Consider the following 24,487-nt stretch of genomic DNA (forward strand, 5'->3'; position numbering starts at 1 on the left):
ACATCGGTCGATGTCATGATCGATGCTGACCCATCGCTCACCATTGCGCCATGCGTGCGCGGCGGGCCTGGAGTGTTACCGCAGCGACGAGCCACTGGCGGCGCGGGTTCCGAGCGAGCGGGCGGAATCGAGCGGGTGCAGTTCCCGTCTTTGGTTGGGCCTGGGAGATGAGAAAAGGATCACCGAAGGATTAATCCTTCCGATTGTTCCGGGGGCATGTCGCTGGCTATCATCCGGCCATGAGCACACCCCTGAACCTCTTGCAGCGCCTGCTGCAGCGCCCGGACGACGCGCCTTCCGAACTGGAAGAGGAGCGCGAGTATTCCGTGGATGAGCTGGCCCGCGAGGGCGGCACCACGGTGCGCAACCTGCGTGCTTACCAGGACCGCGGCCTGCTGCCGCCACCCGAGCGCCGGGGGCGCGCCGGGGTGTACTTCGCCGGCCACCTGCGCCGGCTGCGGCTGATCAACCGCCTGCTGGAGCGCGGTTACAACATCGCCAACATCAAGGAGCTGCTGGAGAGCTGGGAGAGCGGCCATGACCTGGACCATGTACTCGGCCTCGACGAAGCCATCGTTGGCCCGTGGAACCTGGAGTCCCCCGGCAGCATCGAGTTCACCGACCTGCAAGCGTTGTTCGGTGGCGAGCTGAATGATGCGGTGATCGATCAGGCGCTGGCGCAGGGCCTGCTGGCATTCGACGGCGAACGCATCAGCATTCCCAGTCCGCGCCTGTTCAATGCCGGTGTCGAACTGTACCGCGCCGGTATTCCGCTGGCGGCGTTGCTGGATCATCTGGCGGTGCTGCGCACCGACACCGAACACCTGGCCGCCGGCATCGTGCGGCTGGTGGTGACCCACCTGGTGGACAAGCCCGGTGCCGACCTGCTGCCTGGTGCAGCCGATCTGGAGCGCCTCGCCGAAGTCTTCCAGCGCCTGCGGCCGGTGGCCGAGCAGGTGGTACTGGTGGAGCTGGCGCGCGGCCTGAAACGCTCGGCCAACGAAATGCTCGGCGAGCGCGTCGGGGAAATCCTCCGGCGCATGGAGACGCCGGACTAGCGCCTCAGCTGTCGCCGGCGACCTGTGCCAGCTTGCCGCGCAGCCAGCGCTGTGCCGGGTCGTCCTCGCTGGTCTCCGACCAGATCTGCACGAAGTCGAAAGGCGCCAGTTTCAGCGGTGGTGCGAAGCTGGCCAGGCCATGGCTGTCGAGATCATCGGGGAGCATCCGCGCGGCGATCGTCAGGACCATGTCAGTGCCCGCCAACAGGCTTGGCGCCACGCTGAAGTGCGGAACGGTGGCGCCCACCCTGCGGCGGCGGCCGAGCTTTTCCAGGTGGCTGTCGATTTCTTCCGCCGGGCTCTGTTGCAGCGCAACGCGCAGGTGCGGCGCGGCAAGGTAAGCGTCCAGGTCCAGGCGCTTTCTGTCGCCCAGGATTTCCCTCGAACACAGGCAGACGAAGCGCTCCTCGAACAGGCGCTGCACGCGCAGCCCTTCCGACAGCATCGGGAAGACCCCAAGGGCACCGTCCAGCTCGCCGCTCGCCACCTGTTCGGCCATGCCCACGCGTGAGGCCTGGCGGATGTCCAGATGAATGCCCGGCGCCTCGCGGCGCAGAATCGGCAGCAGCGCGGGCAGCACCACCCAGGCGCCATAATCGGACATGCCCAGGCGCAGCTCCAGCTCGGCGCTGGCCGGATCGAAGTCATCGCCCAGCACCAGCCGGCGCACGCCGCCGAGGATTTCCCGCAGCGGTCCGGCCAGTTCGAAGGCGCGGCGGGTCAGCTGCATCTGATTGCCGGTGCGCACCAGCAGCGGGTCGTCGAGCAGGTCACGCAGGCGGTTGAGTGCATGGCTCACCGCCGGCTGCGTCATCGCCAGGTGCTCGGCGGCACGGGACACGTGGCGTTCTTCCAGCAGCGCATCGAGGATCACCAGCAGGTTGAGATCGATGCGGCGCAGGTCATGAATCGAGTGCATTCAGGTTGTACCAATCATTCATTTCCATGCGCAGGATGGATAGCAGAAGCTGAACCCTATCGACAAGCCATGGAGACCACTCGATGTCGAAACTGCTTCTGCTACTGCCTGCCATCGGTGTGGGCGCGCTAGTTGCCTTGCAGGCGGGCAGCAACTCGCTGCTGGCGCGCCAATTGGGTCATCCGCTGAGTGCCAGCCTGACCTCGCTGGGTGTCAGCCTGGCGGCGGTGATCATTGCGCTGCTGGCGTTCCGCGTACCGCTCCCGGCCGCCGCGGGAGTAGCCACCACGCCCTGGTGGGGCTGGCTGGGCGGACTGTTCGGCGCGGCATACCTGACTGTCGCGGTGATGCTCGCGCCGCAGCTGGGCGCGGCGACTTTCCTCGCCTGCGTGGTGGCGGGGCAGATGCTGATGTCGGCGTTGTGCGACCAGTTCGGATGGGCCGGTTTCCCTGTGCGGCGGTTGTCGCCCGAGGGCCTGCTGGCCGTCGGGCTGATCATTGCCGGGGTGGTGTTGTTGCAGTGGCGCGGGAGGGTGGCGTGAGTTGCATGGAGGTGGAGGTGTTGGGCGAGTTCGCGAGCAAGCTCGCTCCTACAGCGACGCCGAGCTTCGGAGTGGCTCTTGTAGGAGCGAGCTTGCTCGCGAACCGCCGCCGCTACGAAGTCACGGCGGGCCGTCTTATCTCAGGCTCAAATGCCGACTCAACAACGCCCGCAACGCCGCCGGCTTCACCGGCTTGGGCAGGAAGTCCAGTCCCGCCGCATGGATCTGCGCCACCAATTCGGGGCGGGCGTCGGCGCTGATCACCACACCGGGCACCGGTTCGCCCAGGCGGGTGCGCAGCCAGGCCATGAGGTCTGTGCCCAATTCTCCATCGTCGAGGTGGTAATCGATCAACGCCAGTTGTGGGCGAGCATCGCCGTCGAGCAGCGCCTGGCATTCCTCGCGGCTACGCGCGGTGAGCACGCGGCAGCCCCAACGCGTGAGCAGGCTGTTCATGCCGGTGAGGATGCTGTCTTCGTTGTCCACGCAGAGCACCTGCGCGCCGTTGAGCTGTTCCGGGGTTTCCACCTTGTGCCCATTGAGCGGCACAGGAGCGGGTTGACGAGCCAGCGGCACGCTGACGCTGAACACGCTGCCCTTGCCCGGCCAGGAGCGGACTTCCAGGCGATGGCCGAGCACCTTGCACAGCCGGTCGGCGATGGCCAGGCCCAGGCCCAGGCCCTTCTCGGCGCGGGTCTGGTGGCTGTCCAGGCGTTTGAATTCCTCGAAGATCACCTGCAGCTTGTCTGGCGGAATGCCCGGGCCGTGGTCCCAGACTTCCAGCCGCAGGTGCCCGGCCTCGCGGCGCACGCCCAGCAACACATGGCCCTTGGCGTAGCGGAAGGCGTTGGTGAGGAAGTTCTGCAGCACGCGGCGTAACAGCTTGATGTCGCTCTCCACCCGTAGCTTGCTGCCGCGCAGGTGGAAGTCGATGCCGTGCTCCTGGGCCAGTACACGGAATTCCACGCCGAGGGTGTCGTACAGGTTGCTCAGCGGGAAGGCCGCGACGTCGGCGCTGACGCGGCCTCCCTCGAGACGCGAGATGTCCAGCAGGTCGGTGATCAGGTCTTCTGCCGATCGCAGCGACGAGTCCAGGTGGCGCACCAGTTCGGTGGCCTCCTCGGGCAGTTTTTCCTGGTGGGCGAGGGCGGCGGAGAACAGCCGCGCCGCGTTCAACGGCTGCATCAGGTCATGGCTGACGGCGGCGAGGAAACGCGACTTCGACTGGTTCGCCGCCTCGGCCGTGCCCTTGGCCTCCGTGAGTGCCTGGTTCAGCTGCGACAGCTCGAAGGTGCGTTCCTGTACACGCTGCTCCAGGCCTTCGTTGGCGTCCTTCAGGCCCTGTTCGGCATCGCGGTAGTTGGTGATGTCGGTGAAGCTCATGACGAAGCCGCCGCCGGGCATCGGGTTGCCGATCAGCTCGATCACCCGGCCATTGGGGAACAGCCGCTCGGAGGTGTGCGGCGTACCCTGGCGCATCCAGTACAGGCGCTTGGCGACGTGCAGGTCCGGGTCGCCCGGGCCGCAGAGGTTGCGCTCGGCGTTGTAGCGGATGATGTCGGCGATTGGCCGACCGACATAGATCAGCCCGTCCGGGTACTCGAACAGTTCGATGTAGCGGTGGTTCCAGGCCACCAGGCGCAGCGACTGGTCGACCACGCTGATGCCCTGGGTGATGTTCTCGATGGCACCCTGCAGCAGTGCACGATTGAACTGCAGCACCTCGGAGGCTTCGTCGGCGATCTTCACCACGTCCTCCACCTGCATCTCGCGGCCTTCGATGGCAGCCTTCACCACGGCGCGCGCGGAGGAAGCGCCGAGTACGCCGGCGAGCAGGCGTTCGGTGTGGGCAATCCACTCGTCGTTGGCATTCTGGCTGGGGGTGAAGCCCTTGCCCTGGCGGTAGGCGAAGCGGATGAAGCTCTGCCGCGCGCGTTCCTCACCGACGAAGCGGGCGGCGAGCATCAGCAGGTCCTCCAACTGCACGGCGAGCATCGAGCGCGAGCTGAGCTTCTGGGAGATTTCCTGGCCGATGAAGCGGCTGGCCTGCCAGTGCTCGGAAACACGGGTACGGGAGAACACCGAGACCAGCCCGAACAGCGCGAAGTTGCCGATCAGCGAGAGCAGCACGCCGAGGGTCAGTGGTTCGATGGACAGGCCGAACGGGCGGCCGGCGAGCCAGGCCAGGCCGGGGAAGGTTTCCAATGGCCAGCCCAGGCCCTTGGCGACCACCGGCAGCACCAGCGTGTAGGCCCACAGGAAGGAGCCAGCGGCCAGCCCGGCGAACACGCCACGGCGATTGGCCTGCTTCCAGTACAGCGCGCCGATCATCGCCGGGCCGAGCTGGGCGATGGCGGCGAAGGCGATCTGGCCGATGGTGGCGAGGCTCGCGGTGGAGCCCAGCAGGCGGTAACTGACGTAAGCCAGCAGGAGGATCAGCGCGATGCTCACCCGGCGCACGGTCAGCAGCCAGTGGCGGAACACCTCGAAGGGCTGCTCGGCCTCGCCCTTGCGGCGCAGCAGCCAGGGCAGCAGCATGTCGTTGGAAACCATGGTGGACAGCGCCACGCTGGCGACGATCACCATGCCGGTGGCCGCCGAGGCGCCGCCGATGAAGGCCAGCAGCGCCAGGGCGGGATGGGCCTCGGCCAGCGGCAGGCTGATCACGAAGGAGTCCGGCATCACGCCGGCCGGCAGGTGCATCTGCCCGGCCAGGGCGATCGGCACCACGAACAGCGCGGCCAGCACCAGGTAGATCGGGAACACCCAGCGCGCCAGGTTCAGGTCGCGCGGCTCGATGTTCTCCACCACCAGCACGTGGAACTGGCGTGGCAGGCACATGATGGCGGTCATCGCCACGCCGGTCTGCAGCAGCATGGCCGGCCAGTGCACGGTCTCCTTCCAGTATTCGTTGAGCTGCGGGGCGACGCGGGCCTTGTCTACCAGGTCGCCGAAGCCGTCGTAGAGGCCGTAGGTGACGAAGATGCCGACGGCGAGGAAGGCAGTGAGCTTGACCAGCGACTCGAAGGCAATCGCCAGCACCATGCCGCGGTGGTGTTCAGTGACGTCCAGGTTGCGGGTGCCGAAGACGATGGTGAACAGCGCGAGGATCAGCGACACGATCAGCGCGGTGTCCTGGGCGCGAATGCCGGTGGAGTCGGGGCCAGCGCCGATCAGCAGGTTCACCCCGAGGACGATGCCCTTGAGCTGCAGGGCGATGTAGGGCAGCACGCAGACCACGCAGATCAGCGCCACCACGACCGCCAGCGCCTGGGACTTGCCGTAGCGCGCGGCGATGAAGTCGGCGATGGAGGTGATGTTCTCCTGCTTGCTGATCATGATCATCTTCTGCAGCACCCAGGGCGCGAAGAGCATCAGCAGCACGGGGCCGACGTAGATCGGCAGGAATGACCAGAGCTGGTCGGCGGCCTGGCCAACGGCGCCGAAGAAGGTCCAGCTGGTGCAGTACACCGCCAGCGAGAGGCTATAGACCCAGGCGCGGACACGCGGCGAAAGAGGCGCGCGACGGCGGTCGCCATAGAACGCGATGGCGAACAGGACCGCCATGTAGAGCAGGGCGACCGTTGCGATCAACCCACTGGACAACGACATGCTGACTCCGGAAGTGAACGGGCTCCCCCGCAGGAGCACTGGCAGCAGTTTCGCACCAAAGTCCGGAACTGTCAGACGCCTGCTACCAATGTCTCAGTGGTGCTGTGTCGCGCCTCACACTTGAGGACGGCGCGCCGGGCTGGTAGCTTGCCGGCCTTTTCGCGGTCCGTCTGTCGTGCGCCTGCCGGCGCGCGGCACTTCATCGGGCCGCTACGCTCTGATGTGAGCGATGATTTCGCGTCGTGCTTCGAGGAGGGCGCCATGTTCAGACCGTTACCCATCACCTTGCAGCGCGGGGCCCTGCGCCTGGAGCCGATGGTGGAGGCCGACGTGCCGGACCTGGTGACGCTGGCGGAGCAGAACCGCGACGTCCTGCAGTTCATGAGTGCACCGGGGCGCCCGGACTGGTACCGCCAGGGCCTGGCCGACCAGCGTGAGGGCCGCGCCCTGCCGCTGGTAGTACGCCTGGGCAACCAGATCGTCGGCACCACACGCTTCATGGACTTTCTTCCGGCGCTGCCGGCCTGCGAGATCGGTGCCACCTGGCTGGACCAGGCCCAGCACGGCAGCGGGCTCAACGCCACGATGAAGTACCTGATGCTGCGCCACGCCTTCGACAGCTGGAAGATGGTCCGCGTGCAGTTCAAGACCGCCGCCAGCAACGAACGCTCCCAGCGCGCCATCGAGAAGCTCGGCGCGGTGCGCGAGGGTGTGCTGCGCAACCACCGGCGCCTGGCCGGCGGGCGGCTGGATGACACCATCCTCTACAGCATCACCGACCAGGAATGGCCGCAGGTGAAGGCGGCGCTGGAAGCCGGTTTCAACGGCTGAAGGGGCGGTGTAAGGTGATCGCCCCGTTCGCTCCCGGAGCGCCGGTGTGACATCGAGGCAGGACCATGGCAGAACACCACGCGAGCGGCGAACGCACCCGTTTCTGGCGCGCCCAGGAGTTGGGCGGCGTCGAGCTGCTGCACGCGCGCTACATCGAGCAGGTGTTCTCGCCCCACGTCCACGAAGGTTTTGCCTTCGTGATGATCGAGCAGGGCGCGCAGCGCTTTCACCATCGAGGCGCCGAGCACTTCGCCCCTGCTGGCAGCGTGGTGCTGATCAACCCTGACGAAGTGCATACCGGTTCCAAGGCCGACGAGGCTGGCTGGCGCTACCGCGGCTTCTACCCGGAGCTGGCGCAGGTTTCCGGCGTACTGGAGGAGCTGGAGTTGGGCGGACGCGGCACGCCGTCCTTCGATGCCAGCGTGGTGTTCGATCCGGAGCTGGTTCAGGCGCTGTTCGCCGCACACCACCTGCTGGATTCCGATGCCACCGTGCTGCAGCGCCAGACCTGCTGGCGCGAGGCCTTGCTGATGCTGTTCCAGCGTCATGCGCGGATTCCCGAGGCACCGCCGGTGGGCAACGAGCCGGTGGCCGTGGCTCGAGCCCGTGAGCTGCTGGGTTCGCGTCTGATGGATCCACCATCACTGGAAGAGCTGGCCGCCGCCGTCGGGCTTTCACCCTTCCACTTCGCCCGGGTGTTTCGCAAGGCCACCGGCCTGCCGCCGCATGCCTGGCTCAAGCAGCGTCGGCTGGAACAGGCGAGGGCGCTGCTCAAGCAGGGCTGCATGCCTGTGAACGTGGCCATGCAGCTCGGCTTCGCCGACCAGAGCCACCTCAGCCGTCAGTTCAAGCAGGCCTATGGCGTCGGCCCGGGCGAATATCGCCAGGCCTGCGCGCGGTCGTTCCGTTCGGGCTGATTCTTCCTGCGACGTTATCAGCCAGACCCCGTCGTTGAAGGGCTGCTGGCCTATTGCTGTGCCTGATGAACAGTCGTTCGAGATGCTGAAAAGAGAATCTGAGTCAACCGAAATATTTTTTCATTTGCGATACATTTGCATTTACAAAATTTACAATCAGTTCTAATTTCCCGCCCCTTCACGAAGTACCCGGGGAGGGGGAAGCATGTCGCACGTTCGTTCATGGTCGCGCCTGGCGATCGCCGTAGCCCTGGCCGCGCCGCTGCTGCCGGCGCAGGCCGAGGAAGAGACCAAGGAGCTGGAGAGTGTCACTGTGGTCGGCGACTGGCTTGGCGAAGCCGACCAGCAGGTGGTGCAGAACCACCCCGGCGCACGCACCGTGGTGCGGCGCGAACAGATGATCGAAGAGGGCGCGCAGAATGTGCGCGACGTGCTGCGCGGCATTCCCGGCGTGCAGGTGCAGGACAACAACGGTACCGGCGGCAGTGACGTCTCCCTCAACGTCGGCGTACGCGGTTTGACCTCGCGCCTGTCGCCGCGCTCCACCGTGCTCATCGATGGCGTCCCGGCCGCCGTGGCGCCCTATGGCCAGCCACAACTGTCGATGTTCCCGCTGTCGGTCGGCAACCTCGACAGCGTCGACGTCGTGCGTGGTGCCGGTTCCGTGCGCTATGGCCCGCAGAACGTCGGCGGGGTGATCAACTTCGTCACCCGCGCGATTCCCAAGGAGTTCTCCGGGGATGTTGGCAGTACCGTGGAAACCGCTTCCCACGGTGGCTGGAAGAAACTCTACAACGCCTTCCTCGGTGGTACTGCCGACAATGGCATGGGCGCTGCGCTGTTGTATTCGGGCGTGAAGGGCGCGGGCTATCGTGACAGCAACGACGCCACCGACATCGACGACGTGATGTTCAAGACCCACTGGGCGCCCACCGACGTCGACGAGTTCTCCGCCAACTTCCATTACTACGACGGCAGCGCCGACATGCCCGGCGGCCTGACCCAGGCGCAGTTCGACAAGGACCCGTACCAGTCGGTGCGCGACTACGACAACTTCACCGGCCGGCGCAAGGACGTCTCGCTCAAGTACAAGCGGCAGATCGACGATCTCACCCAGGTCGAAGTGCTGACCTACTACAGCGACAGCTTCCGTGGCAGCACCATCGCCAACCGCGACCTCAAGACGCTGGCGTCCTATCCGCGCGACTACCACACCTTCGGCATCGAGCCGCGCGTGTCGAAGATCTTCATGGTCGGCCCGACCACCCAAGAAGCCAGCATCGGCTACCGCTACCTGAAGGAGGCGATGCACGAGCGCGCCAGCCAGGTCGGCCTGGTGAACAACATTCCCACCGTGCAGCCGGGCGCTGACGGCCACATCTATCAGGACCGCACCGGTGGCACCGAGGCGAACTCCATCTACCTCGACGACAAGATCGACGTGGGCAACTGGACCGTCACCCCGGGCATCCGCTTCGAGCGCATCTCCACCGACTGGCATGAGCGCCCTGTGCTTGACAACAAGGGCAAGCCGGTCCAGGAGAAGAACCGCAGCAAGGACTACAACGAGCCGCTGCCAGCGCTGGCGGTGATGTATCACCTGTCGGACGAGTGGAAGCTGTTCGCCAACTACGAGACCTCTTTCGGCAGCCTGCAGTACTTCCAGCTCGGCCAGGGCGGTAGCGGCAATGACACCGCCAGCGGCCTGCAGCCGGAGAAGGCGAAGACCTACGAAGTGGGCACCCGCTACGACAACGGCACCTGGGGTGGCGAAGTCACGCTGTTCTACATCGACTTCGACGACGAACTGCAGTACATCAGCAACGATGTGGGCTGGACCAACCTGGGCGCGACCAAGCACCAGGGCATCGAGACCTCGGCGCACTACGACCTGGCTGCGTTGGACCCGGTCCTCGCCGGCCTGACCGCCTACGGCACCTTCACCTATACCCGCGCCACCTACGAAGGTGAGATCCCGTCGTTCAAGGGCCGCGACCTGCCGCTGTACTCGCGCCAGGTGGCGACCATCGGCCTGCGCTACGAGCATGACCGCTGGACCTACAACTTCGACGGCTTCGCCCAGTCGAAGCAGCGCGCGCCCGGCCCGACCACCAACTCCAACGGCAGCTTCACCGGCAACTACATCACCGAACCGAGCGCCGATGGCCAGTACGGCGACATCCCCGGCTACGTGCTGTGGAATGCCCGTGTGGGCTACGACTTCGGCCCGCAGGCGTCGAACCTGAAAGTCGCCGCCGGGGTGAAGAATATCTTCGACCAGATGAACTACACCCGTTCCAGCGACAACAACGCCGGTATCTACCTCGGCGAGCCGCGCACCTTCTACGTGCAGGGCAGCGTCGGCTTCTGACGTCGCCCAGGCCCAGTGAAAAGCCCGTCCTTCGCGACGGGCTTTTTCTTGCACGGATTGCACTGTTCGAATGGATTTGTGCCGGAAATGTGGCTTTTCTTCACGCTGTTGCCGTCATATCCGTGCTGTCATTCCGGCTAAAGGCCGCTACGCAGGTATACAAGGACGATGTCTCAACACTCGCAATTCGCCCTGCTGGGCACCAAGCGATTCCTGCCCTTCTTCATCACCCAGTTGCTGGGTGCATTCAACGACAACATCTTCAAGCAGTCGCTGATCCTGGCGATCCTCTACCACCTCACCGTCGGCGGTGACCGCAACCTGCTGGTCAACCTCTGCGCGTTGTTGTTCATCCTGCCATTTTTCCTGTTCTCCGCCCTGGGCGGACAGTTCGGCGAGAGGTTCAACAAGGACGCGCTGATGCGCGCGCTGAAGTTGGCCGAGATCGTCATCATGGCAGTGGGCGCGGCCGGCTTCGTGTTCGGCAGCCTGCCACTGCTGTTCCTTGCGCTGTTCGCCATGGGCACCCACTCGGCGCTGTTCGGCCCGGTGAAGTATTCGATCCTGCCGCAGCACCTGCGTGAGGACGAACTGGTCGGCGGCAATGCCCTGGTGGAAATGGGCACCTTCCTCGCGATTCTCTGCGGCACCATCGGTGCGGGCGTGCTGATGTCGCGGCAGGACTATGCCGCAGGCGTCGGCATCGCCGTGGTGCTGGTGGCCGTCTGCGGCTTTCTCGCCAGCCGCAACATCCCCCGTGCCGCCGCCGCGCTGCCGGACCTGAAGGTCGACTGGAACATCTTCCGCCAGTCCTGGAGCATCCTCCTGCTCGGCCTGCGCCAGCGCCCGGCGGTGTCGCGCTCGCTGGTGGGCAACTCCTGGTTCTGGTTCCTCGGCGCGGTCTACCTGACGCAGATCCCGACCTACGCCAAGGAGCTGCTGCACGGCGACGAGAGTGTAGTGACGCTGATTCTCACGGTGTTCTCGGTGGGTATCGCGCTGGGCTCGATGCTCTGTGAAAAACTCTCGGGCAAGAAAGTGGAGATCGGCCTGGTGCCCTTCGGTTCCATCGGCCTGAGCCTGTTCGGGATCCTCCTGTGGTGGCATTCGGGCGGCTTCCCACAGGGCGAGCAGCCCTACAACTGGCTGGCGGTGCTGGAGCATTCGCAGTCGTGGGCAGTGCTGGCGGACATCCTCGGCATCGGCATCTTCGGTGGCTTCTATATCGTGCCGCTGTATGCACTGATCCAGGCGCGCACCGAGGAGGACAAGCGCGCACGGGTGATCGCCGCCAACAATATCCTCAACGCGCTGTTCATGGTGGTCGCGGCGATCGTCTCGATCCTGCTGCTGTCGGTGGCGAAGCTGACGATCCCCGAGCTGTTCCTCGTGCTCTCGCTGATGAACGTCGCGGTGAACGTGTACATCTTCAAGATCGTGCCCGAGTTCACCATGCGCTTCCTGGTCTGGCTGCTGACCCATTCGATGTACCGGGTCGACCATCGCAACCTCGAAGCCATCCCCGATGAAGGCCCGGCCGTGCTGGTTTGCAACCACGTGTCTTTCGTCGATGCGTTGCTGATCGCCGGCTCCGTGCGTCGTCCGGTACGCTTCGTCATGTACTACAAGATCTTCCGCATTCCGGTGCTCAACTTCATCTTCCGCACCGCGGGCGCCGTGCCCATCGCCGGACGTAACGAAGATGCCGCGACCTACGAGAAGGCGTTCGCCAAGGTCGCCGAATACCTGCGCGAAGGGGAGCTGGTATGCATCTTCCCCGAGGGCATGCTGACCCTGGACGGCGAGATGAACGAGTTCCGTGGCGGCATCGAGCGGATCATCGAGGAAACCCCGGTACCGGTGATCCCCATGGCGCTACAGGGACTGTGGGGCAGCTTCTTCAGTCGCGATCCGCAGAAGGGCTTCTTCCGTCGCCTGTGGTCGCGGGTCTGTCTGGTGGCGGGTCAGCCGGTGGCACCGGAGGCGGCCAAGCGCCTGGTGCTGCAGGAGCAGGTTGCGGCTCTGCGCGGCGCGGCCCGCTGACTTTATTGGCGGCAAAGAAAAAGCCCCGGCGATGCCGGGGCTTTTTCATGGGCGTGTCGTGGTTCAGATAACCTGAACTTCGTCAGCCTGCAGGCCCTTCTGGCCTTCAACCACAACGAAGGAGACCTTCTGGCCTTCCTGCAGCGATTTGAAGCCGGTGCCCTGGATGGAGCGGAAGTGCACGAAGACATCGTTGCCGCTTTCCGGAGTGATGAAGCCGAAGCCCTTGGCGTCATTGAACCACTTGACGGTGCCGGTCTGACGATTCGACATGGAAATACACCTTGAACAATTGAATATTGTTTTGCGGAAAAGTCCGCGCTCGTCCTGAGTTGCAAGGTGCAGTCGAAGCCGGGCGGCGGGGCATGGCCCCACCTGGTCACGAGCCACAGTGACCCAAGCAAACACAGTGGCCCGCAGCATACCGACAAATTTTCGGGAAAGCGACAGCCCGCCGGTATCGAGAACCGATACAGCGTCAGTGGCTCAATTTCAGGCCGACCAGTCCGCACAGGATCAGCGCAACGCTGAGCAGGCGTACCGGCGCCATGGACTCGCCGAACAGCACGATGCCGACGATGACGGTGCCCACTGCGCCAACGCCGGTCCAGATGGCGTAGGCGGTGCCCAGCGGCAGATTTCTCATGGCCAGGCCCAGCAGTCCCATGCTGGTGATGATCGCCAGCACGGTCAAAGCGGTCGGTATCGGACGGGTGAAACCTTCGGTGTATTTCAATCCGACGGCCCAGGCGACTTCGAACAGGCCGGCGACGAACAGGATGATCCAGGACATGGAGCTCTCCAGACGGTGGATGGAAGAAAGGGCCGTCCCCGCTGGAGCACCGGAAGGTGGTGAGGTCGTCCTCACAATGTGCATTATTTTGCACAAATGTGGGGCGCCGGGCAACCCGGCGCCGGCCTTCTGCCCTATTGCGGGGCGGTCTTCTGGACGGGTGGATCGTCGGTCATGCGGCGGAACCAGGTGGAAAGCGTGGCGCCGGAGATGTTGTGCCAGACGCTGAACAGCGCGCTGGGCACTGCCGCCAGCGGTGAGAAGTGGGCGCTGGCCAGGGCCGCGCCGAGGCCGGAGTTCTGCATGCCGACTTCCAGCGCCAGTGACTTGCGCTGTGCCAGCGGCAGGCGGAAGACCTTGGCGGTGAAGTAGCCGAGCAGGAAGCCAAAGCCGTTGTGCAGGATTACCACGGCCATGATCAGCAGGCCGGACTCGGCGATCTTCGCCTGGCTGGCGGCGACCACGGCGGCGACGATGATCACGATGGAAATCACCGAGATCAGCGGCAGCACATCGACCACGTGACGAACTCGCGCCCCGAGCATGCGCTGGGCGACGATGCCGAGGACGATGGGTACCACGACGACCTGCAGGATCGACCAGAACAGCGCGCCGAAGGACACCGGCAGCCAGGCTGAGGCCAGCAGCCAGATCAGCGCCGGGGTGAGCAGCGGGGCGAGGAGGGTGGTGACGCCAGCGATGGCCACCGACAGCGCCAGGTCACCGCGCGACAGCCAGGTCATCACGTTGGAGGCGGTGCCGCTGGGGCAGCAACCGACCAGGATGACACCCACGGCGATTTCCGGCGGCAGCTGCATCAGTTGGCAGAGCAGCCAGGCCATGCCCGGCATGATGACGAAGTGGGCGATCACGCCGAGGGTGACACGCCAGGGGTGCCGGGCGACTTCGGCGAAGTCCTCGACCTTGAGCGTCAGGCCCATGCCGAACATCACCACGCCGAGCATGGGCACGATAGCGACGGTGAGCGGAGTGAACAGGGAGGGGGCGAAGAAAGCCAGGATGGCGAAGAGCAGCACCCAGAGAGCGAAGGTGTTGCCCATGAAGCGGCTGAGCAGGATGAAAGCACGCATGGGCCGTCCTTCTCTTTAATGTGGGCCTTGCTGTGTTGTCAGGCGCCGCGCGGAGGCGGCGCCTGATGGGGCATCAGATGCCTTCGGGCATCGCTTCGCCACCGAGCGCTTCGATCAGTGCCGGAATGAACTCGGCGAAGGTCAGCATCATCAGGGTGAAGCTGGCGTCGAGCTGGCCGAGGGCGTCTTCGCCGCCGTCCTGCTCCGCCTTTTCCTGCAGCATGTCTTCGAAACGCAGGCGCTTGATTGCGACCTTGTCGTCGAGCACGAAGGACAGCTTGTCCGACCAGGCCAGGGACAGCTGGGTGACCAGCTTGCCGGAGGTCAGGTGCAACTGGATTTCCTCGCTGGTCAGGTCCTGGCGCTTGCAGCGCACCACGCCGCCATCTTCGTGGGTATCACGCAGCTCGCACTCGTCGAGGACGAAGAAGTCGCCGGCGGCTTCCTGGGTCTTCACCCAGTCGGTCAGGGTGGCGGTCGGCGCGGTCTTCACGGTCAGCGGACGAACCGGCAGCGAGCCCAAGGCTTCGCGCAGAGTGGACAGCAGGTCTTCGGCCTTCTTCGCGCTGGAGGTATCGACCAGGATCAGGCCGAGGCTCGGGGCGATGGCGGCGAAGGTCACCGAACGGCGGATGAAGGCACGCGGCAGCAGGGTCTGGACAATCTCGTCCTTGAGCTGGTCGCGCTCCTTTTTATAGACCTTGCGCATCTGCGCAGCTTCGATCTCGTCGACCTTCTCCTTGAGCGCGTCGCGCACCACGCTGCCAGGGAGGATGCGCTCTTCCTTGCGCGCGCTGACCAGGAAGAAGCCTTCGCTGGCGTGCACCAGCGGGGCGTCCGGGCCCTTGCCGAAAGGTGCGGAGAAACCGTAGGTAGTCAGTTCCTGGCTGGCGCAGGAGCGCGCCGGCTTGCTGGCCAGGGCCTTCTCCAGGGCATCGGCGTCGATCTGCAGATCCTGGGTGAGGCGGTATACGAGCAGGTTGCGGAACCACATGAGGGGCTAACTCCTGGACACAAAGGATGCATTATTCCGTTCGGCGCGGTTCAGGCCAACCCCGTTTCGTCATTCGCGCTCTTCATCTAAGCCTTTGGAACATCTGAAAAAATTTTTCATCCGGGGGCTTGCCAGGTGCAAATGTCCTTCGTAGAATGCGCCCCACTTCGAGACGAAGGGTGATTAGCTCAGCCGGGAGAGCATCTGCCTTACAAGCAGAGGGTCGGCGGTTCGATCCCGTCATCACCCACCACTCGAGGTCCGACGCAGCGGTAGTTCAGTCGGTTAGAATACCGGCCTGTCACGCCGGGGGTCGCGGGTTCGAGTCCCGTCCGCTGCGCCACAATTCGAAAAGCCCTCAGGTAGCGATACCTGAGGGCTTTTTCTTTGCCTGCCTTTTATCTGCAAATGCTTTTCCCGCAAAAGCTCCCCGCCGAAAGTTGCCCGCTTCGATCACAGCGATTTCGTGCTGGCCGTCTGACTTATCCTGTTAATTTTCTTATAAGTTTGCTGTGGGAACTTCTCCCTTGGCAGTGGTTCCTATTGCCCATAGCCACTGGCCACGAGCGCCTGATAAGCTCGCGGCTTCATTACTTCAGCCATGACGGCGCAAAGACAAGGATTCAGCATGAAACAACATCGGTTGGCGGCAGCGATCGCGCTGGTCGGCCTGGTTCTCGCGGGCTGCGACAAACAGGCCGCCGAAGTGGAACTCAAGACTCCTGCGCAGAAAGCGTCCTACGGCATCGGCCTGAACATGGGCAAGAGCCTCGCCCAGGAAGGCATGAATGACCTGGATTCGAAAGCCGTCGCCCTGGGGATCGAAGACGCTGTCGGCAAACAGAAGCAGAAGCTGACCGACGAAGAGCTCACCGAAGCCTTCAGCGCCCTGCAGAAGCGTGCTGAAGAGCAGGTCGCCAAGAAGAATTCCGAGGCGCTGGAAGCCGGCAAGAAATTCCTCGAGGAAAACGGCAAGCGCGAAGGCGTGGTCACCACCAAGTCCGGCCTGCAATACGAAGTCGTGAAGAAAGCCGACGGCGCACAGCCCAAGGCCACCGACGTCGTCACCGTTCACTACGAAGGCAAGCTGGTCGATGGTACGGTCTTCGACAGCTCCATCCAGCGTGGCAGCCCGATCGACCTGCCGGTTGGCGGCGTGATTCCGGGTTGGGTCGAAGCCCTGCAACTGATGCACGTCGGCGAGAAGATCAAGCTCTTCATCCCGAGCGAGCTGGCCTATGGCGCCCAGAGCCCGAGCCCGACCATCCCGGCCAACTCGGTCCTGGTGTTCGACCTGGAACTGCTGGCCATCAAGGACCCGAACCAGCCTGACGCTGCCGAAGCTCCGGCGGAAGAACCGAAGAAGTAACTGAGTACCTTCGTACCAGAGAAAACGCCCCGTTACCCACGGGGCGTTTTCATTTGTGCCGGGAACGCTCTGGAACGCTGCGCTGACCACCGGGTCTGAAAGGGAGTAACCTTGGGGGCGGTGTTACCCTTATGCACATATTTGACGCAGTTGAAACAATGTCCTCCCCTTGACATTGATGAGCCCATCGCTTAGCCGCAACTGCATGATTTTTAACGCATTTACAGGGCTGAACAAAAAATCGCCGATCTGTCTGCAGGCCTCGTGGCTCGGGCGTTTTGGCGATATAGGGGGTGGCTTTCAACAGAGTTATCCACAGGAAAGGTGGATAACCTGAACCCGCTCTGTACGAATCTTCCTATCGAGGTGAGTCGATGAAAAAGCCTCCGGGATTTGACCGTTTCCTGAAGCTCGCCAGCCGTTTCATCGCTGGCGGGAGATTGCCGGCACTGCTGTTCGCGGTGTCGCGAAAGAGTGGCCGGGTCAAGCTGGCCAAGACCGATCTGAAGCTGCTGCAGGAGTTGCTGGTGGCCTGGGTGCGGGGCGATTACCGCGGCATCAGTTCCCAGGCGCTGGTCTCGGTGGTGGCGGCGCTGTTGTACTTCCTCTCGCCGGTGGACCTGGTGCCCGACTGGCTGCTGGGCGTCGGTTTCCTCGACGACCTGGCGGTGCTGGCCTGGGTGATCCGTCGCTGGCAATCGGAGATCGATGCCTTCAAGGTCTGGCGCGATGCGCAGGGAGTGGAAACCCGCGAAGCACTGAAGCAGCTCCCGCCGCCGGAAGCGATTCAGCGCCTTTGATGCAACCGTGCAGTCTGTTCGCCAAGCAGGCGCTGGATCGAGCCGTCACTCACCATCGCCTGCAGTACGGCATCCAGTCGTTCGGCGGGTAGCGGTAGCGCCGGGCCATACGAGCAGAAGATCGAGTAGCGCTGCACATTGCGGCTGTTGATCGCGACGGGCAGTTCGCGGTGCTGCGCGAGAAGGAACTCCAGCGGTCGGCGCATCTCGATCAGTGCGTCGAGACGATGGGCTTCGAGCATATGCAGGCGGGTATCCAGGTCGCGCACGTCGGTACGTTTCACCCGACCTTCAGCGAAGGCTTGCATCAGCGGCGCGGGATAGACGTAGCCCAGGCTGGTGCCGATGCGGATGTCGTGCAACTGCGCGAGGTTGTCCACAGGCGGCGCGTCTGCACGCTGGGCCAGGGCGTCTTCTTCCTCGAACAGGCTCGGCGACCAGTGCAGCTTCTCCGGTGCCTTCATCCACTGCGGATTGTTGATGCACAGCAGGTGGATCGCACCCTGGGCGAGTGCAGGTTCGGCGCGCTTGTCCGGCGTTTCGACGAAGCGAACCTCAAGCCCCAGATGCTGCCCGACGATTTCGCCCAGATCGCGGATGAAGCCAGGTGCCAATTCATGGTCGATACTTTCTGCGTAGGGCATGCCGTTGCTTGGCGAATAGCCCCAGCGCAGTTCCTCGGCGCCGCACAGGGCGCTGGCCAGGCATAGGCAGAACGGAAGGAAGCGTTGCAAGTCGGCCCCCCTGTCTGGTGGCGTGAGGCGGTGTGCAGTATAGCCGGCACAGGCACGCATCAGGCTGTTAAGATGGCCGTCTGCAAGGAGTGTTGTCATGAACGTGCAAGTGATAATGCGTGACGGCGAAGCGGAATACGCCGTGGTCCCCTGGGCCGAATACCAGGCATTGCTGGCAGCTGCCGGCCGAGGTGCCGCCCAGATCGTCAAACCGGTCGCCGCACCGGCACTGGACGAGAAGCCGGACTGGAAAACCCTGCGAGAAGCCCGTGGCTTATCCATTGAATCGCTGGCGCGTTCGGTGGGTATCAGCCCGTCCTACCTGGACCTGATCGAGAACGGCGAGCGCGAAGCCAGCGACGCCATCCAGCATGGCCTGCGTCGTGCCCTGGGCACTGGGGAGTCGGCTTCTTGAGCGTGCAGATCAGTCGCAAGCATTGGGAAGGCCTGCTCGGCGAGCTGGAAGACGCCCGCCGCCAACGCCATCTGCTCACCTACCGCGCGCTGATCGAGCGCCTGCAACTGCCGACTCCGGCCATGACTGTGCTGACCGCCGCGCTGGAACACCTGGCTGCGCTGGATGCCCGCGCCGGTCGTCCGCTGCGCAGCTCGCTGGTGATCAGCCAGGGTGCCAGCCGCCTGCCTCGGACCGGTTTCTTCGAGTACGTCGAGCGACTGGGTCGTTTCTCCGGCGCGCCGGATGGGCCTGCTGCGGCGGGTTGGCACGCAGCAGAAGTCGCGCGCGTCTTCGAGTTCGAGTACCCCGAGGACCTCTGACGTGGCGACACCTCGCGAGCTGTTCTGGCGCCTGCGTGCGCGGTTGAGTTATGCCGTGGCGCGACGCCTGATGGGCTGGCCATGGATGGTTCGGCAGCCGCGTTCCTGGGCCTGGATGCAGGGCCAGTTTGCGCGCATGGCAGCGCTGGGGGACGTTGGTGCACAGAGCTTCTATGGGCACCTGCTGCTGTTCCGCGGGCAGGGTTACGGCGCTCGCGAGGAGGGCTTGCGTCTGCTGCGCCTCGCCGCTGCGGCGGGGGACGACAAGGCGGCTTACCAAGTGGGCGTGCAAGCGCTCAAGGGCGATACCCGCCATGCCGGTGATGCACAGGAAGCCGCGCGCTACTGGGGGCAGGCGGCCGGGGCGGGTCACCCGCTGGCGGCACGCAAGCTCGGCGAGTTGTATCGCAGTGGCGGCCCCGGCCTGGAGCCCGATGAAGCCCAGGCCGAGCACTACGAAACGCGTGCTCGCCAGCTGGGGCTTTGACTCATTCGGCGGTGAGGATGTGCAGGCTGTAGCCGGGCATATTCTTCGCGTGACGCTTGGCCTCCGAGGCCAGCCCGGCCAACTGGCTGGCATCCAGGCGCTGTCCGGCGCCACTCTTCACGTGCACCACACCAATCGACAGTGACAACAGCGGATATTCCTCGCGTCGCCCCTGGCGGTTGTGTGCGACGAAGCAGCCCGCGTCCAGGTGCTCGCGGCTGTAGAAGCGCCGGCACTGTCCCTGGAAGTCCTCCAGCAGGTGATTGAGGCGTTCGCGCCAGTCCTGTGTCCCCAGCACCAGCATGAAGTCGTCGCCTCCAATGTGGCCGACGAAGTCCCGCGTCGGATCCACCCGCTCGCCCAGGCACTGCGCCAGGCACAGCAGTACCTCGTCGCCGCGCGCGTAGCCGTAGAGATCGTTGAAGGGCTTGAAGCTGTCGATGTCGACGTAGCACACCACGGCTTCGCGGCCTTGCTGCAACAGACGTGACAGGCACTGCTGGATGGGGACGTTGCCCGGCAGAAGGGTCAGTGGGTTGGCGTGGCGGGCTTGGCGGATCTTCTGTTCGGTAATCAGCTTGAGCACATCGATCACCCGGCCCAGACCGAGGTAGCGGCCGTTCAGGGTGATGATGAAGTCTTCCTCGATGCGCTGCCGCGCGCGGCTGGTCAACAGGCGACTGACCTGCTGCAGCGACTGGCTGCGCTCCACCGCGAGGAAGTCGTCGCTCATCAGTCGGCTGATCGGTTTGCGCGCGTACAGCTCCGGAGCGAAGGGCTTGAGCAGGGCGTCGGACAGCGCATGTCGGTGGACGATCCCCACCGGCTGGTCGTCGCGGTCCAGCACCGCCAGGGAGTTGAGGTTGGCCTGGGCGCGAAAGGCTTCCAGTACATCACCGATAGGCGTGCTGTCGCGCATTGCCGGCTGCTCCAGCAACAGCGGTTCGAGGTCGGACTGATCTTCGGTGAGCAATGTCCCCGCGTTGTCCACCTCTGGCAGCAGGGCTCGGGCATCGCGCGGAGGCGTTTCGTTAGGACGGCCGAGCAGGTAGCCCTGCACCAGGTCCACGCCCATCTCCGAAAGCACGGCCAGCTCTTCCGGAATTTCGATGCCTTCTGCAATTACCTGGGCGCGGGAGGCGTGGGCCATCTTCAGGATCGAGCCAACGAACTCGCGCTTCACCGCATCCAGGTGGATGCCTTCGATGAAGTGGCGGTCGATCTTCACGTAGTCGGGGCGCAGCTCGGACCACAGGCGCAGGCTGGAATAACCCGCGCCCAGGTCGTCCAGGGCGATGGAGAAGCCCATCGCGCGGTAGTGGTGCAGCGCAGTGTCGAGCAGGGTGAAGTCCTCGATGGGCGTCTGCTCGGTCAGCTCGATCACCACGTCGCTGGGCGAGATGCCGAAGGTCTGCAGCAACTGCAACGTGCGGCCGGGCTGGTGGGTGGGCTCCAGCAGGGATTCCGGCGACACGTTGAGGAACAGCTTGCCCTCCAGTTTCAGGTCGCGGAAGCGCGCGCAGGCCTTGCGCCGACAGAGCAGCTCCAGTTGGCTGAGGCGGCCGCTGCTGCGAGCGATGCTGAACAAGGGCAGGGGGGAGTGCAGGGGGCCATTGGACGGGCCGCGGGTGAGGGCTTCGTAGCCCACCAGGCGCCTTTCCGAAAGCGACAGGATGGGCTGGAACAGGCAGTGCAGGTCGCCGTGAGCGAGGATCTGATCCAGCGCGCTCAACTGCTCGGTGACGGTCATGACGGTTCTCGGTGGCTGTAAAAAGCAAAAGGGCCGGTTTCCCGGCCCTGTGCATTTCACGACAGCGTCATGACTGTTTGATTACATCCGATCAGTGTTTGGCGACCTGGGAGTCCAGATTCAGGTAGTCGATCAGGATGTGCCCGGACTCGGTGAGGTAGGCGTCGTCCTGCGGCTTGGTCTTGTCCTCTTCCGGCAGGGCGTTCTCGTCTTCCTTCTTCAGCTCCTTGAGCGGCTCCTGGCCCTTGGATTTGCGCAGGGCGTTCTCCATGGCCAGCTGGCGGTTCTCGATGCTGGTCTGCTGGGCGCGACGCTTGGCTTCGTTGAGGCTGACGGTCTTCTCCTTCATCAGCTCCTGGGCCAGGGCGAGACGCTCGCGGGCATAGACGAAGTCCGCGTTGTGCTCGGTGCGCGCGTCGTGGCGAGTGCGCAGCTGGTCGAGGAACGGCTTGAACGGATCGGCCTGGGCCTTCAGCGCGGGCTTGATGGTGTCCCACGGCATCGAGTCGGGCAGGGCGCTCTCGCCGATTTCCTTGTCGTCGACGATGGACGGGTAGCTGATGTCCGGGATCACGCCCTGGTGCTGGGTGCTCTGGCCGGAGACGCGGTAGAACTTGGCCAGGGTCAGCTTCAGCTCGCCATGGTTGAGCGGCTGGATGGTCTGCACGGTGCCCTTGCCGAAGGTCTGGCCGCCGACGATGAGCGCGCGGTGGTAGTCCTGCATGGCGCCGGCGAAGATCTCCGACGCCGAGGCGGAGAGGCGGTTGACCAGCACGGTCATCGGGCCGGTGTAGAAGGCCTTGCCCTCGTCATCGTTGAGCACGTCGACACGGCCGTCGCTGTTGCGCACCAGCACGGTCGGGCCCTGGTCGATGAACAGGCCGGTCAGCTCGGTGGCTTCCTGCAGGGAGCCGCCGCCGTTGTTGCGCAGGTCGATGACGATGCCGTCGACCTTGTCCTTCTGCAATTCGGCGATGAGCTTCTTCACGTCGCGGGTGGTGGACTTGTAGTCCGGGTCGCCCGCGCGATAGGCCTTGAAGTCGAGGTAGAACGCCGGCACGTCGATGATGCCCAGCTTGTAGGGCTTGCCTTCGTGGTCGATGGTGATTTCGGACTTCTTCGCCGCCTGGTCTTCCAGCTTCACCGCCTCGCGGGTGATGGTGACGATCTTGCTGGTCTGGTCGTTCGGCGCGTTGGTCGACGGGATCACTTCCAGGCGCACCTGCGAGCCTTTCGGGCCGCGGATCAGCTTGACCACTTCATCCAGGCGCCAGCCGACCACGTCGACCATCTCGCCCTTGCCCTGGGCAACGCCGATGATCTTGTCGGAGGTGGCGATCTGCTTGCTCTTCTCGGCGGGGCCGGCCGGTACCAGGCGCACGACCTTGACGTAGTCGTTGTCGCTCTGCAGCACGGCGCCGATGCCTTCCAGAGACAGGCTCATGTTGATGTCGAAGTTTTCCGCGCTGTCCGGCGACAGGTATTGGGTGTGCGGATCATAGGTCTGGGCGAAGGCGTTGATGTAGGCCTGGAAGATGTCTTCGCTACGGGTCTGCTCCAGGCGCATCAGCTGGTTCTTGTAGCGCTTGGTCAGTTGTTCCTGGATGGCCTTGTTGTCCTTGCCGGCGATCTTCAGGCGAAGGACTTCGTCCTTCACCTTCTTGCGCCACAGGTCATCGAGCGCGGCGCTGTCTTTCGCCCAGGGCGATTTCTCGCGGTCGATTTCCAGTGACTCGTCGGTGTTGAAGTCCATCTTGTCGACGCCCTTGTTCAGGGTGGCCAGGGCGAAGTCCAGGCGCTCCTTGAGGCGGTCGAGGTGACGCTTGTAGATGGTGAAGCCGGGCTCCAGTTCGCCGCTTTTCAGGAAGTCGTCGAACTGGGTGCGCCAGGGCGTGAACTGGTCGATGTCGGCCTGGGTGAAATACATCCGCGCCGGATCGAGTGTCTTCAGGTAGCTGTCGTAGATTTTCGCCGAGCGCTCGTCGTTCAGCGGCGGCTTGTTGTAGTGATGGCGCTTGAGCAACTCAACGATGTTGAGGCTGGCGATCACCTGATCCCGGTCGGGCTGCAGACCGTCCCAGACGTTCGGGCTGGTGGTCGCCGCGAACGAGGAAAAGGCGGTTGCGCCGAGGATGAACAACAGGGCGGTACGGGGCAAAAATCGCTTCATGCTGATTCGACTGATCGCGGAGTTATGACGCATATTAGGCCTTAATTGGCGGCGCCGGGTTCAATCGCAGATTAATTCGGCGCGAAGAAAGGGCCCGACCTTACGGATCGGGCCCTGCAAGGTCACTATGGAGGCAGCGTGAACGCATTGCAAGGCATCGAAGGGCGAGTGGAATGGGCCGAGCGCCCGAACCCGACTTGCGCACAGGGGCAGATTCGCATCCAGGTTGCCGCTGCGGGACTCAACCGCGCCGACCTGCTGCAGGTGGCCGGTCTCTACCCGCCGCCGCCGGGGGCGAGCGACATCATTGGCCTGGAATGCTCCGGCGTAGTGATCGAGGTCGGCGCCGGCAGCACCTGGCAGGTGGGCGACCGCGTTTGCGCCCTGCTGGCCGGTGGCGGCATGGCCGAGGAAGTCGTGGTGGACGAGCGCCATGCGCTGCCGGTACCCGCCGGCCTGAGCCTGGCCGAAGCCGCCGCGTTGCCCGAGGTATATGCCACTGCCTGGCTGAACCTGTTCATGCTCGGCGCGCTGCAACCCGGTGAAAAGGTCCTGCTGCACGCGGGTGCCAGCGGCGTCGGCTCGGCCGGTATCCAGCTGTGCAAGGCCTTTGGCAGCCCTTGCTGGGTCAGTGTCGGCTCCGCTGATCGCCTGGCCTACTGCGAGGCTTTGGGCGCCGAGGGCGGCGCGCTGCGCGGCGAGAGTCTCGAATCGCTTCGGGATTTCGCGCCTTTCGATGTGATCCTCGATCCGGTGGGCGCGAACTACGCCAAGCTGGACCTGGAAATCCTCGGCCGTGACGGTCGATGGGTGGTCATCGGCCTGATGGGTGGTCGCAAGGCCGAACTGGACCTGGCCCTGCTGCTGGGCAAGCGCATTCAACTGATCGGCTCGACCCTGCGCTCGCGCGATGCCGACTTCAAGGCACGGCTGATCGCCGAGCTGGGGCAGCGGGTCTGGCCGCTGTTGGAGTCCGGCAAACTCAGCCCCCAACTGGAGCGCACCTTCCCGGTCCACGATGCGCAGAGCGCATTCGATGCCCTGGCGAGCAACCAGGTGCAGGGCAAGGTGGTGGTAGTGATCGACGAGAGTCTGAGCTGACGACCGGGGAATAACGGCGTAGGGCGAATAACCTGGAACAGGTGATCCGCTTTCTTCTGCGATGGCGGGTAACGCTGGCGCATTGAGCGCCCTACGAAAGCAGGTGCTCCGCCATGGATTCTCCTGCG

The 24,487-nt window shown here is 64.4% G+C and carries 20 protein-coding genes, 2 tRNA genes and 1 pseudogene; 14 read left to right on the forward strand and 9 right to left on the reverse strand.

Going from position 1 to position 24,487, the window contains the following annotated elements; genetic code table 11:
* Positions 1 to 239: 239 nt before the first annotated feature.
* Positions 240 to 1,058 (forward strand): MerR family transcriptional regulator, encoded by an 819-nt coding sequence (locus FAS41_RS26515; protein ID WP_280056066.1) that lies wholly within the window; start codon positions 240 to 242, stop codon positions 1,056 to 1,058.
* A gap of 4 nt (positions 1,059 to 1,062) precedes the next feature.
* Here FAS41_RS26515 and FAS41_RS26520 read toward each other — a convergent pair whose 3' ends face one another.
* On the reverse strand, positions 1,063 to 1,977 hold the full coding sequence (locus tag FAS41_RS26520) for a LysR family transcriptional regulator (RefSeq protein WP_138526335.1): 915 nt from the start codon (positions 1,975 to 1,977) through the stop codon (positions 1,063 to 1,065).
* An 83-nt stretch (positions 1,978 to 2,060) separates the two neighbouring features.
* Between FAS41_RS26520 and FAS41_RS26525 the strand changes: the two genes are divergently transcribed.
* Positions 2,061 to 2,519 carry a DMT family transporter gene (locus FAS41_RS26525; RefSeq protein WP_138526336.1) on the forward strand — a complete coding sequence of 153 codons (459 nt, stop codon included), beginning with the start codon at positions 2,061 to 2,063 and terminating at the stop codon, positions 2,517 to 2,519.
* A 135-nt stretch (positions 2,520 to 2,654) separates the two neighbouring features.
* On the opposite strand, the gene FAS41_RS26530 is transcribed toward FAS41_RS26525, so the two are convergent.
* A complete protein-coding gene (locus FAS41_RS26530) occupies positions 2,655 to 6,131 on the reverse strand; it encodes a PAS domain-containing hybrid sensor histidine kinase/response regulator (protein WP_138526337.1) in 3,477 nt (1,158 codons plus the stop codon).
* Between the two features lie 229 nt (positions 6,132 to 6,360).
* Here FAS41_RS26530 and FAS41_RS26535 point away from each other — a divergent pair.
* The 4 genes and pseudogenes from FAS41_RS26535 (at position 6,361) to FAS41_RS26550 (ending at position 12,293) form a co-directional block, all read left to right on the forward strand.
* A pseudogene (locus FAS41_RS26535) lies at positions 6,361 to 6,962 on the forward strand (GNAT family N-acetyltransferase).
* Between the two features lie 65 nt (positions 6,963 to 7,027).
* Positions 7,028 to 7,879 carry a helix-turn-helix transcriptional regulator gene (locus FAS41_RS26540; RefSeq protein WP_138526338.1) on the forward strand — a complete coding sequence of 284 codons (852 nt, stop codon included), beginning with the start codon at positions 7,028 to 7,030 and terminating at the stop codon, positions 7,877 to 7,879.
* 205 nt (positions 7,880 to 8,084) lie between these two features.
* On the forward strand, positions 8,085 to 10,250 hold the full coding sequence (locus FAS41_RS26545; protein ID WP_138526339.1) for a TonB-dependent receptor family protein: 2,166 nt from the start codon (positions 8,085 to 8,087) through the stop codon (positions 10,248 to 10,250).
* 168 nt (positions 10,251 to 10,418) lie between these two features.
* Positions 10,419 to 12,293, forward strand: a complete 1,875-nt coding sequence (locus FAS41_RS26550) for an MFS transporter (protein WP_138526340.1) — start codon at positions 10,419 to 10,421, stop codon at positions 12,291 to 12,293.
* A gap of 63 nt (positions 12,294 to 12,356) precedes the next feature.
* On the opposite strand, the gene FAS41_RS26555 is transcribed toward FAS41_RS26550, so the two are convergent.
* From FAS41_RS26555 to rdgC, 4 genes are all read right to left on the reverse strand, one after another.
* Positions 12,357 to 12,566 (reverse strand): cold-shock protein, encoded by a 210-nt coding sequence (locus FAS41_RS26555; RefSeq protein ID WP_045210321.1) that lies wholly within the window; start codon positions 12,564 to 12,566, stop codon positions 12,357 to 12,359.
* Positions 12,567 to 12,771: 205 nt separating this feature from the next.
* On the reverse strand, positions 12,772 to 13,086 hold the full coding sequence (gene sugE / locus FAS41_RS26560; protein WP_017522056.1) for a quaternary ammonium compound efflux SMR transporter SugE: 315 nt from the start codon (positions 13,084 to 13,086) through the stop codon (positions 12,772 to 12,774).
* Between the two features lie 134 nt (positions 13,087 to 13,220).
* Complete coding sequence (locus FAS41_RS26565; RefSeq protein ID WP_138526341.1) at positions 13,221 to 14,177, reverse strand: bile acid:sodium symporter family protein; 957 nt, start codon at positions 14,175 to 14,177, stop codon at positions 13,221 to 13,223.
* A gap of 73 nt (positions 14,178 to 14,250) precedes the next feature.
* Positions 14,251 to 15,171 (reverse strand): recombination-associated protein RdgC, encoded by a 921-nt coding sequence (gene rdgC, locus FAS41_RS26570; RefSeq protein ID WP_017522054.1) that lies wholly within the window; start codon positions 15,169 to 15,171, stop codon positions 14,251 to 14,253.
* A gap of 177 nt (positions 15,172 to 15,348) precedes the next feature.
* Here rdgC and FAS41_RS26575 point away from each other — a divergent pair.
* The 4 genes from FAS41_RS26575 to FAS41_RS26590 all read left to right on the forward strand — a co-directional run bounded on the left by FAS41_RS26575 (position 15,349) and on the right by FAS41_RS26590 (position 17,340).
* Positions 15,349 to 15,424 (forward strand) — tRNA-Val (locus tag FAS41_RS26575).
* A gap of 13 nt (positions 15,425 to 15,437) precedes the next feature.
* Positions 15,438 to 15,514, forward strand: a tRNA-Asp gene (locus FAS41_RS26580).
* A 285-nt stretch (positions 15,515 to 15,799) separates the two neighbouring features.
* Positions 15,800 to 16,540: a BamJ family beta-barrel-assembly machinery protein gene (gene bamJ / locus FAS41_RS26585; protein WP_138526342.1), complete on the forward strand. Its 741-nt coding sequence runs from the start codon at positions 15,800 to 15,802 to the stop codon at positions 16,538 to 16,540.
* A 374-nt stretch (positions 16,541 to 16,914) separates the two neighbouring features.
* Complete coding sequence (locus FAS41_RS26590) at positions 16,915 to 17,340, forward strand: YkvA family protein (RefSeq protein WP_045210318.1); 426 nt, start codon at positions 16,915 to 16,917, stop codon at positions 17,338 to 17,340.
* Here the strand turns inward: FAS41_RS26590 and FAS41_RS26595 are convergent.
* A complete protein-coding gene (locus tag FAS41_RS26595) occupies positions 17,328 to 18,074 on the reverse strand; it encodes a substrate-binding periplasmic protein (RefSeq protein WP_246084942.1) in 747 nt (248 codons plus the stop codon). The genes FAS41_RS26590 and FAS41_RS26595 overlap by 13 nt on opposite strands.
* Before the next feature lie 97 nt (positions 18,075 to 18,171).
* Here FAS41_RS26595 and FAS41_RS26600 point away from each other — a divergent pair, with 97 nt between their 5' ends.
* From FAS41_RS26600 to FAS41_RS26610, 3 genes are all read left to right on the forward strand, one after another.
* The gene (locus FAS41_RS26600) at positions 18,172 to 18,489 is read left to right on the forward strand and encodes a helix-turn-helix domain-containing protein (RefSeq protein WP_138526343.1); all 318 of its coding nucleotides are present in this window, start codon (positions 18,172 to 18,174) and stop codon (positions 18,487 to 18,489) included.
* On the forward strand, positions 18,486 to 18,851 hold the full coding sequence (locus FAS41_RS26605) for a hypothetical protein (RefSeq protein WP_138526344.1): 366 nt from the start codon (positions 18,486 to 18,488) through the stop codon (positions 18,849 to 18,851). The genes FAS41_RS26600 and FAS41_RS26605 overlap by 4 nt, the downstream gene beginning before the upstream one ends.
* Before the next feature lie 70 nt (positions 18,852 to 18,921).
* Positions 18,922 to 19,338 carry an SEL1-like repeat protein gene (locus FAS41_RS26610; protein ID WP_246084944.1) on the forward strand — a complete coding sequence of 139 codons (417 nt, stop codon included), beginning with the start codon at positions 18,922 to 18,924 and terminating at the stop codon, positions 19,336 to 19,338.
* A gap of 1 nt (position 19,339) precedes the next feature.
* On the opposite strand, the gene FAS41_RS26615 is transcribed toward FAS41_RS26610, so the two are convergent.
* Both FAS41_RS26615 and FAS41_RS26620 read right to left on the reverse strand, forming a co-directional pair.
* Positions 19,340 to 21,088 carry a bifunctional diguanylate cyclase/phosphodiesterase gene (locus FAS41_RS26615; protein WP_138526346.1) on the reverse strand — a complete coding sequence of 583 codons (1,749 nt, stop codon included), beginning with the start codon at positions 21,086 to 21,088 and terminating at the stop codon, positions 19,340 to 19,342.
* Between the two features lie 91 nt (positions 21,089 to 21,179).
* Positions 21,180 to 23,258, reverse strand: a complete 2,079-nt coding sequence (locus tag FAS41_RS26620; protein WP_138526347.1) for a carboxy terminal-processing peptidase — start codon at positions 23,256 to 23,258, stop codon at positions 21,180 to 21,182.
* Positions 23,259 to 23,396: 138 nt separating this feature from the next.
* On the opposite strand from FAS41_RS26620, the gene FAS41_RS26625 reads away from it, so the two are divergent.
* A complete protein-coding gene (locus tag FAS41_RS26625) occupies positions 23,397 to 24,359 on the forward strand; it encodes an NAD(P)H-quinone oxidoreductase (RefSeq protein WP_138526348.1) in 963 nt (320 codons plus the stop codon).
* Positions 24,360 to 24,487: the final 128 nt, after the last annotated feature.

The organism is Pseudomonas nicosulfuronedens (genome assembly GCF_005877905.1).
In the GTDB taxonomy this organism is placed as follows: Bacteria; Pseudomonadota; Gammaproteobacteria; order Pseudomonadales; family Pseudomonadaceae; genus Pseudomonas; species Pseudomonas nicosulfuronedens.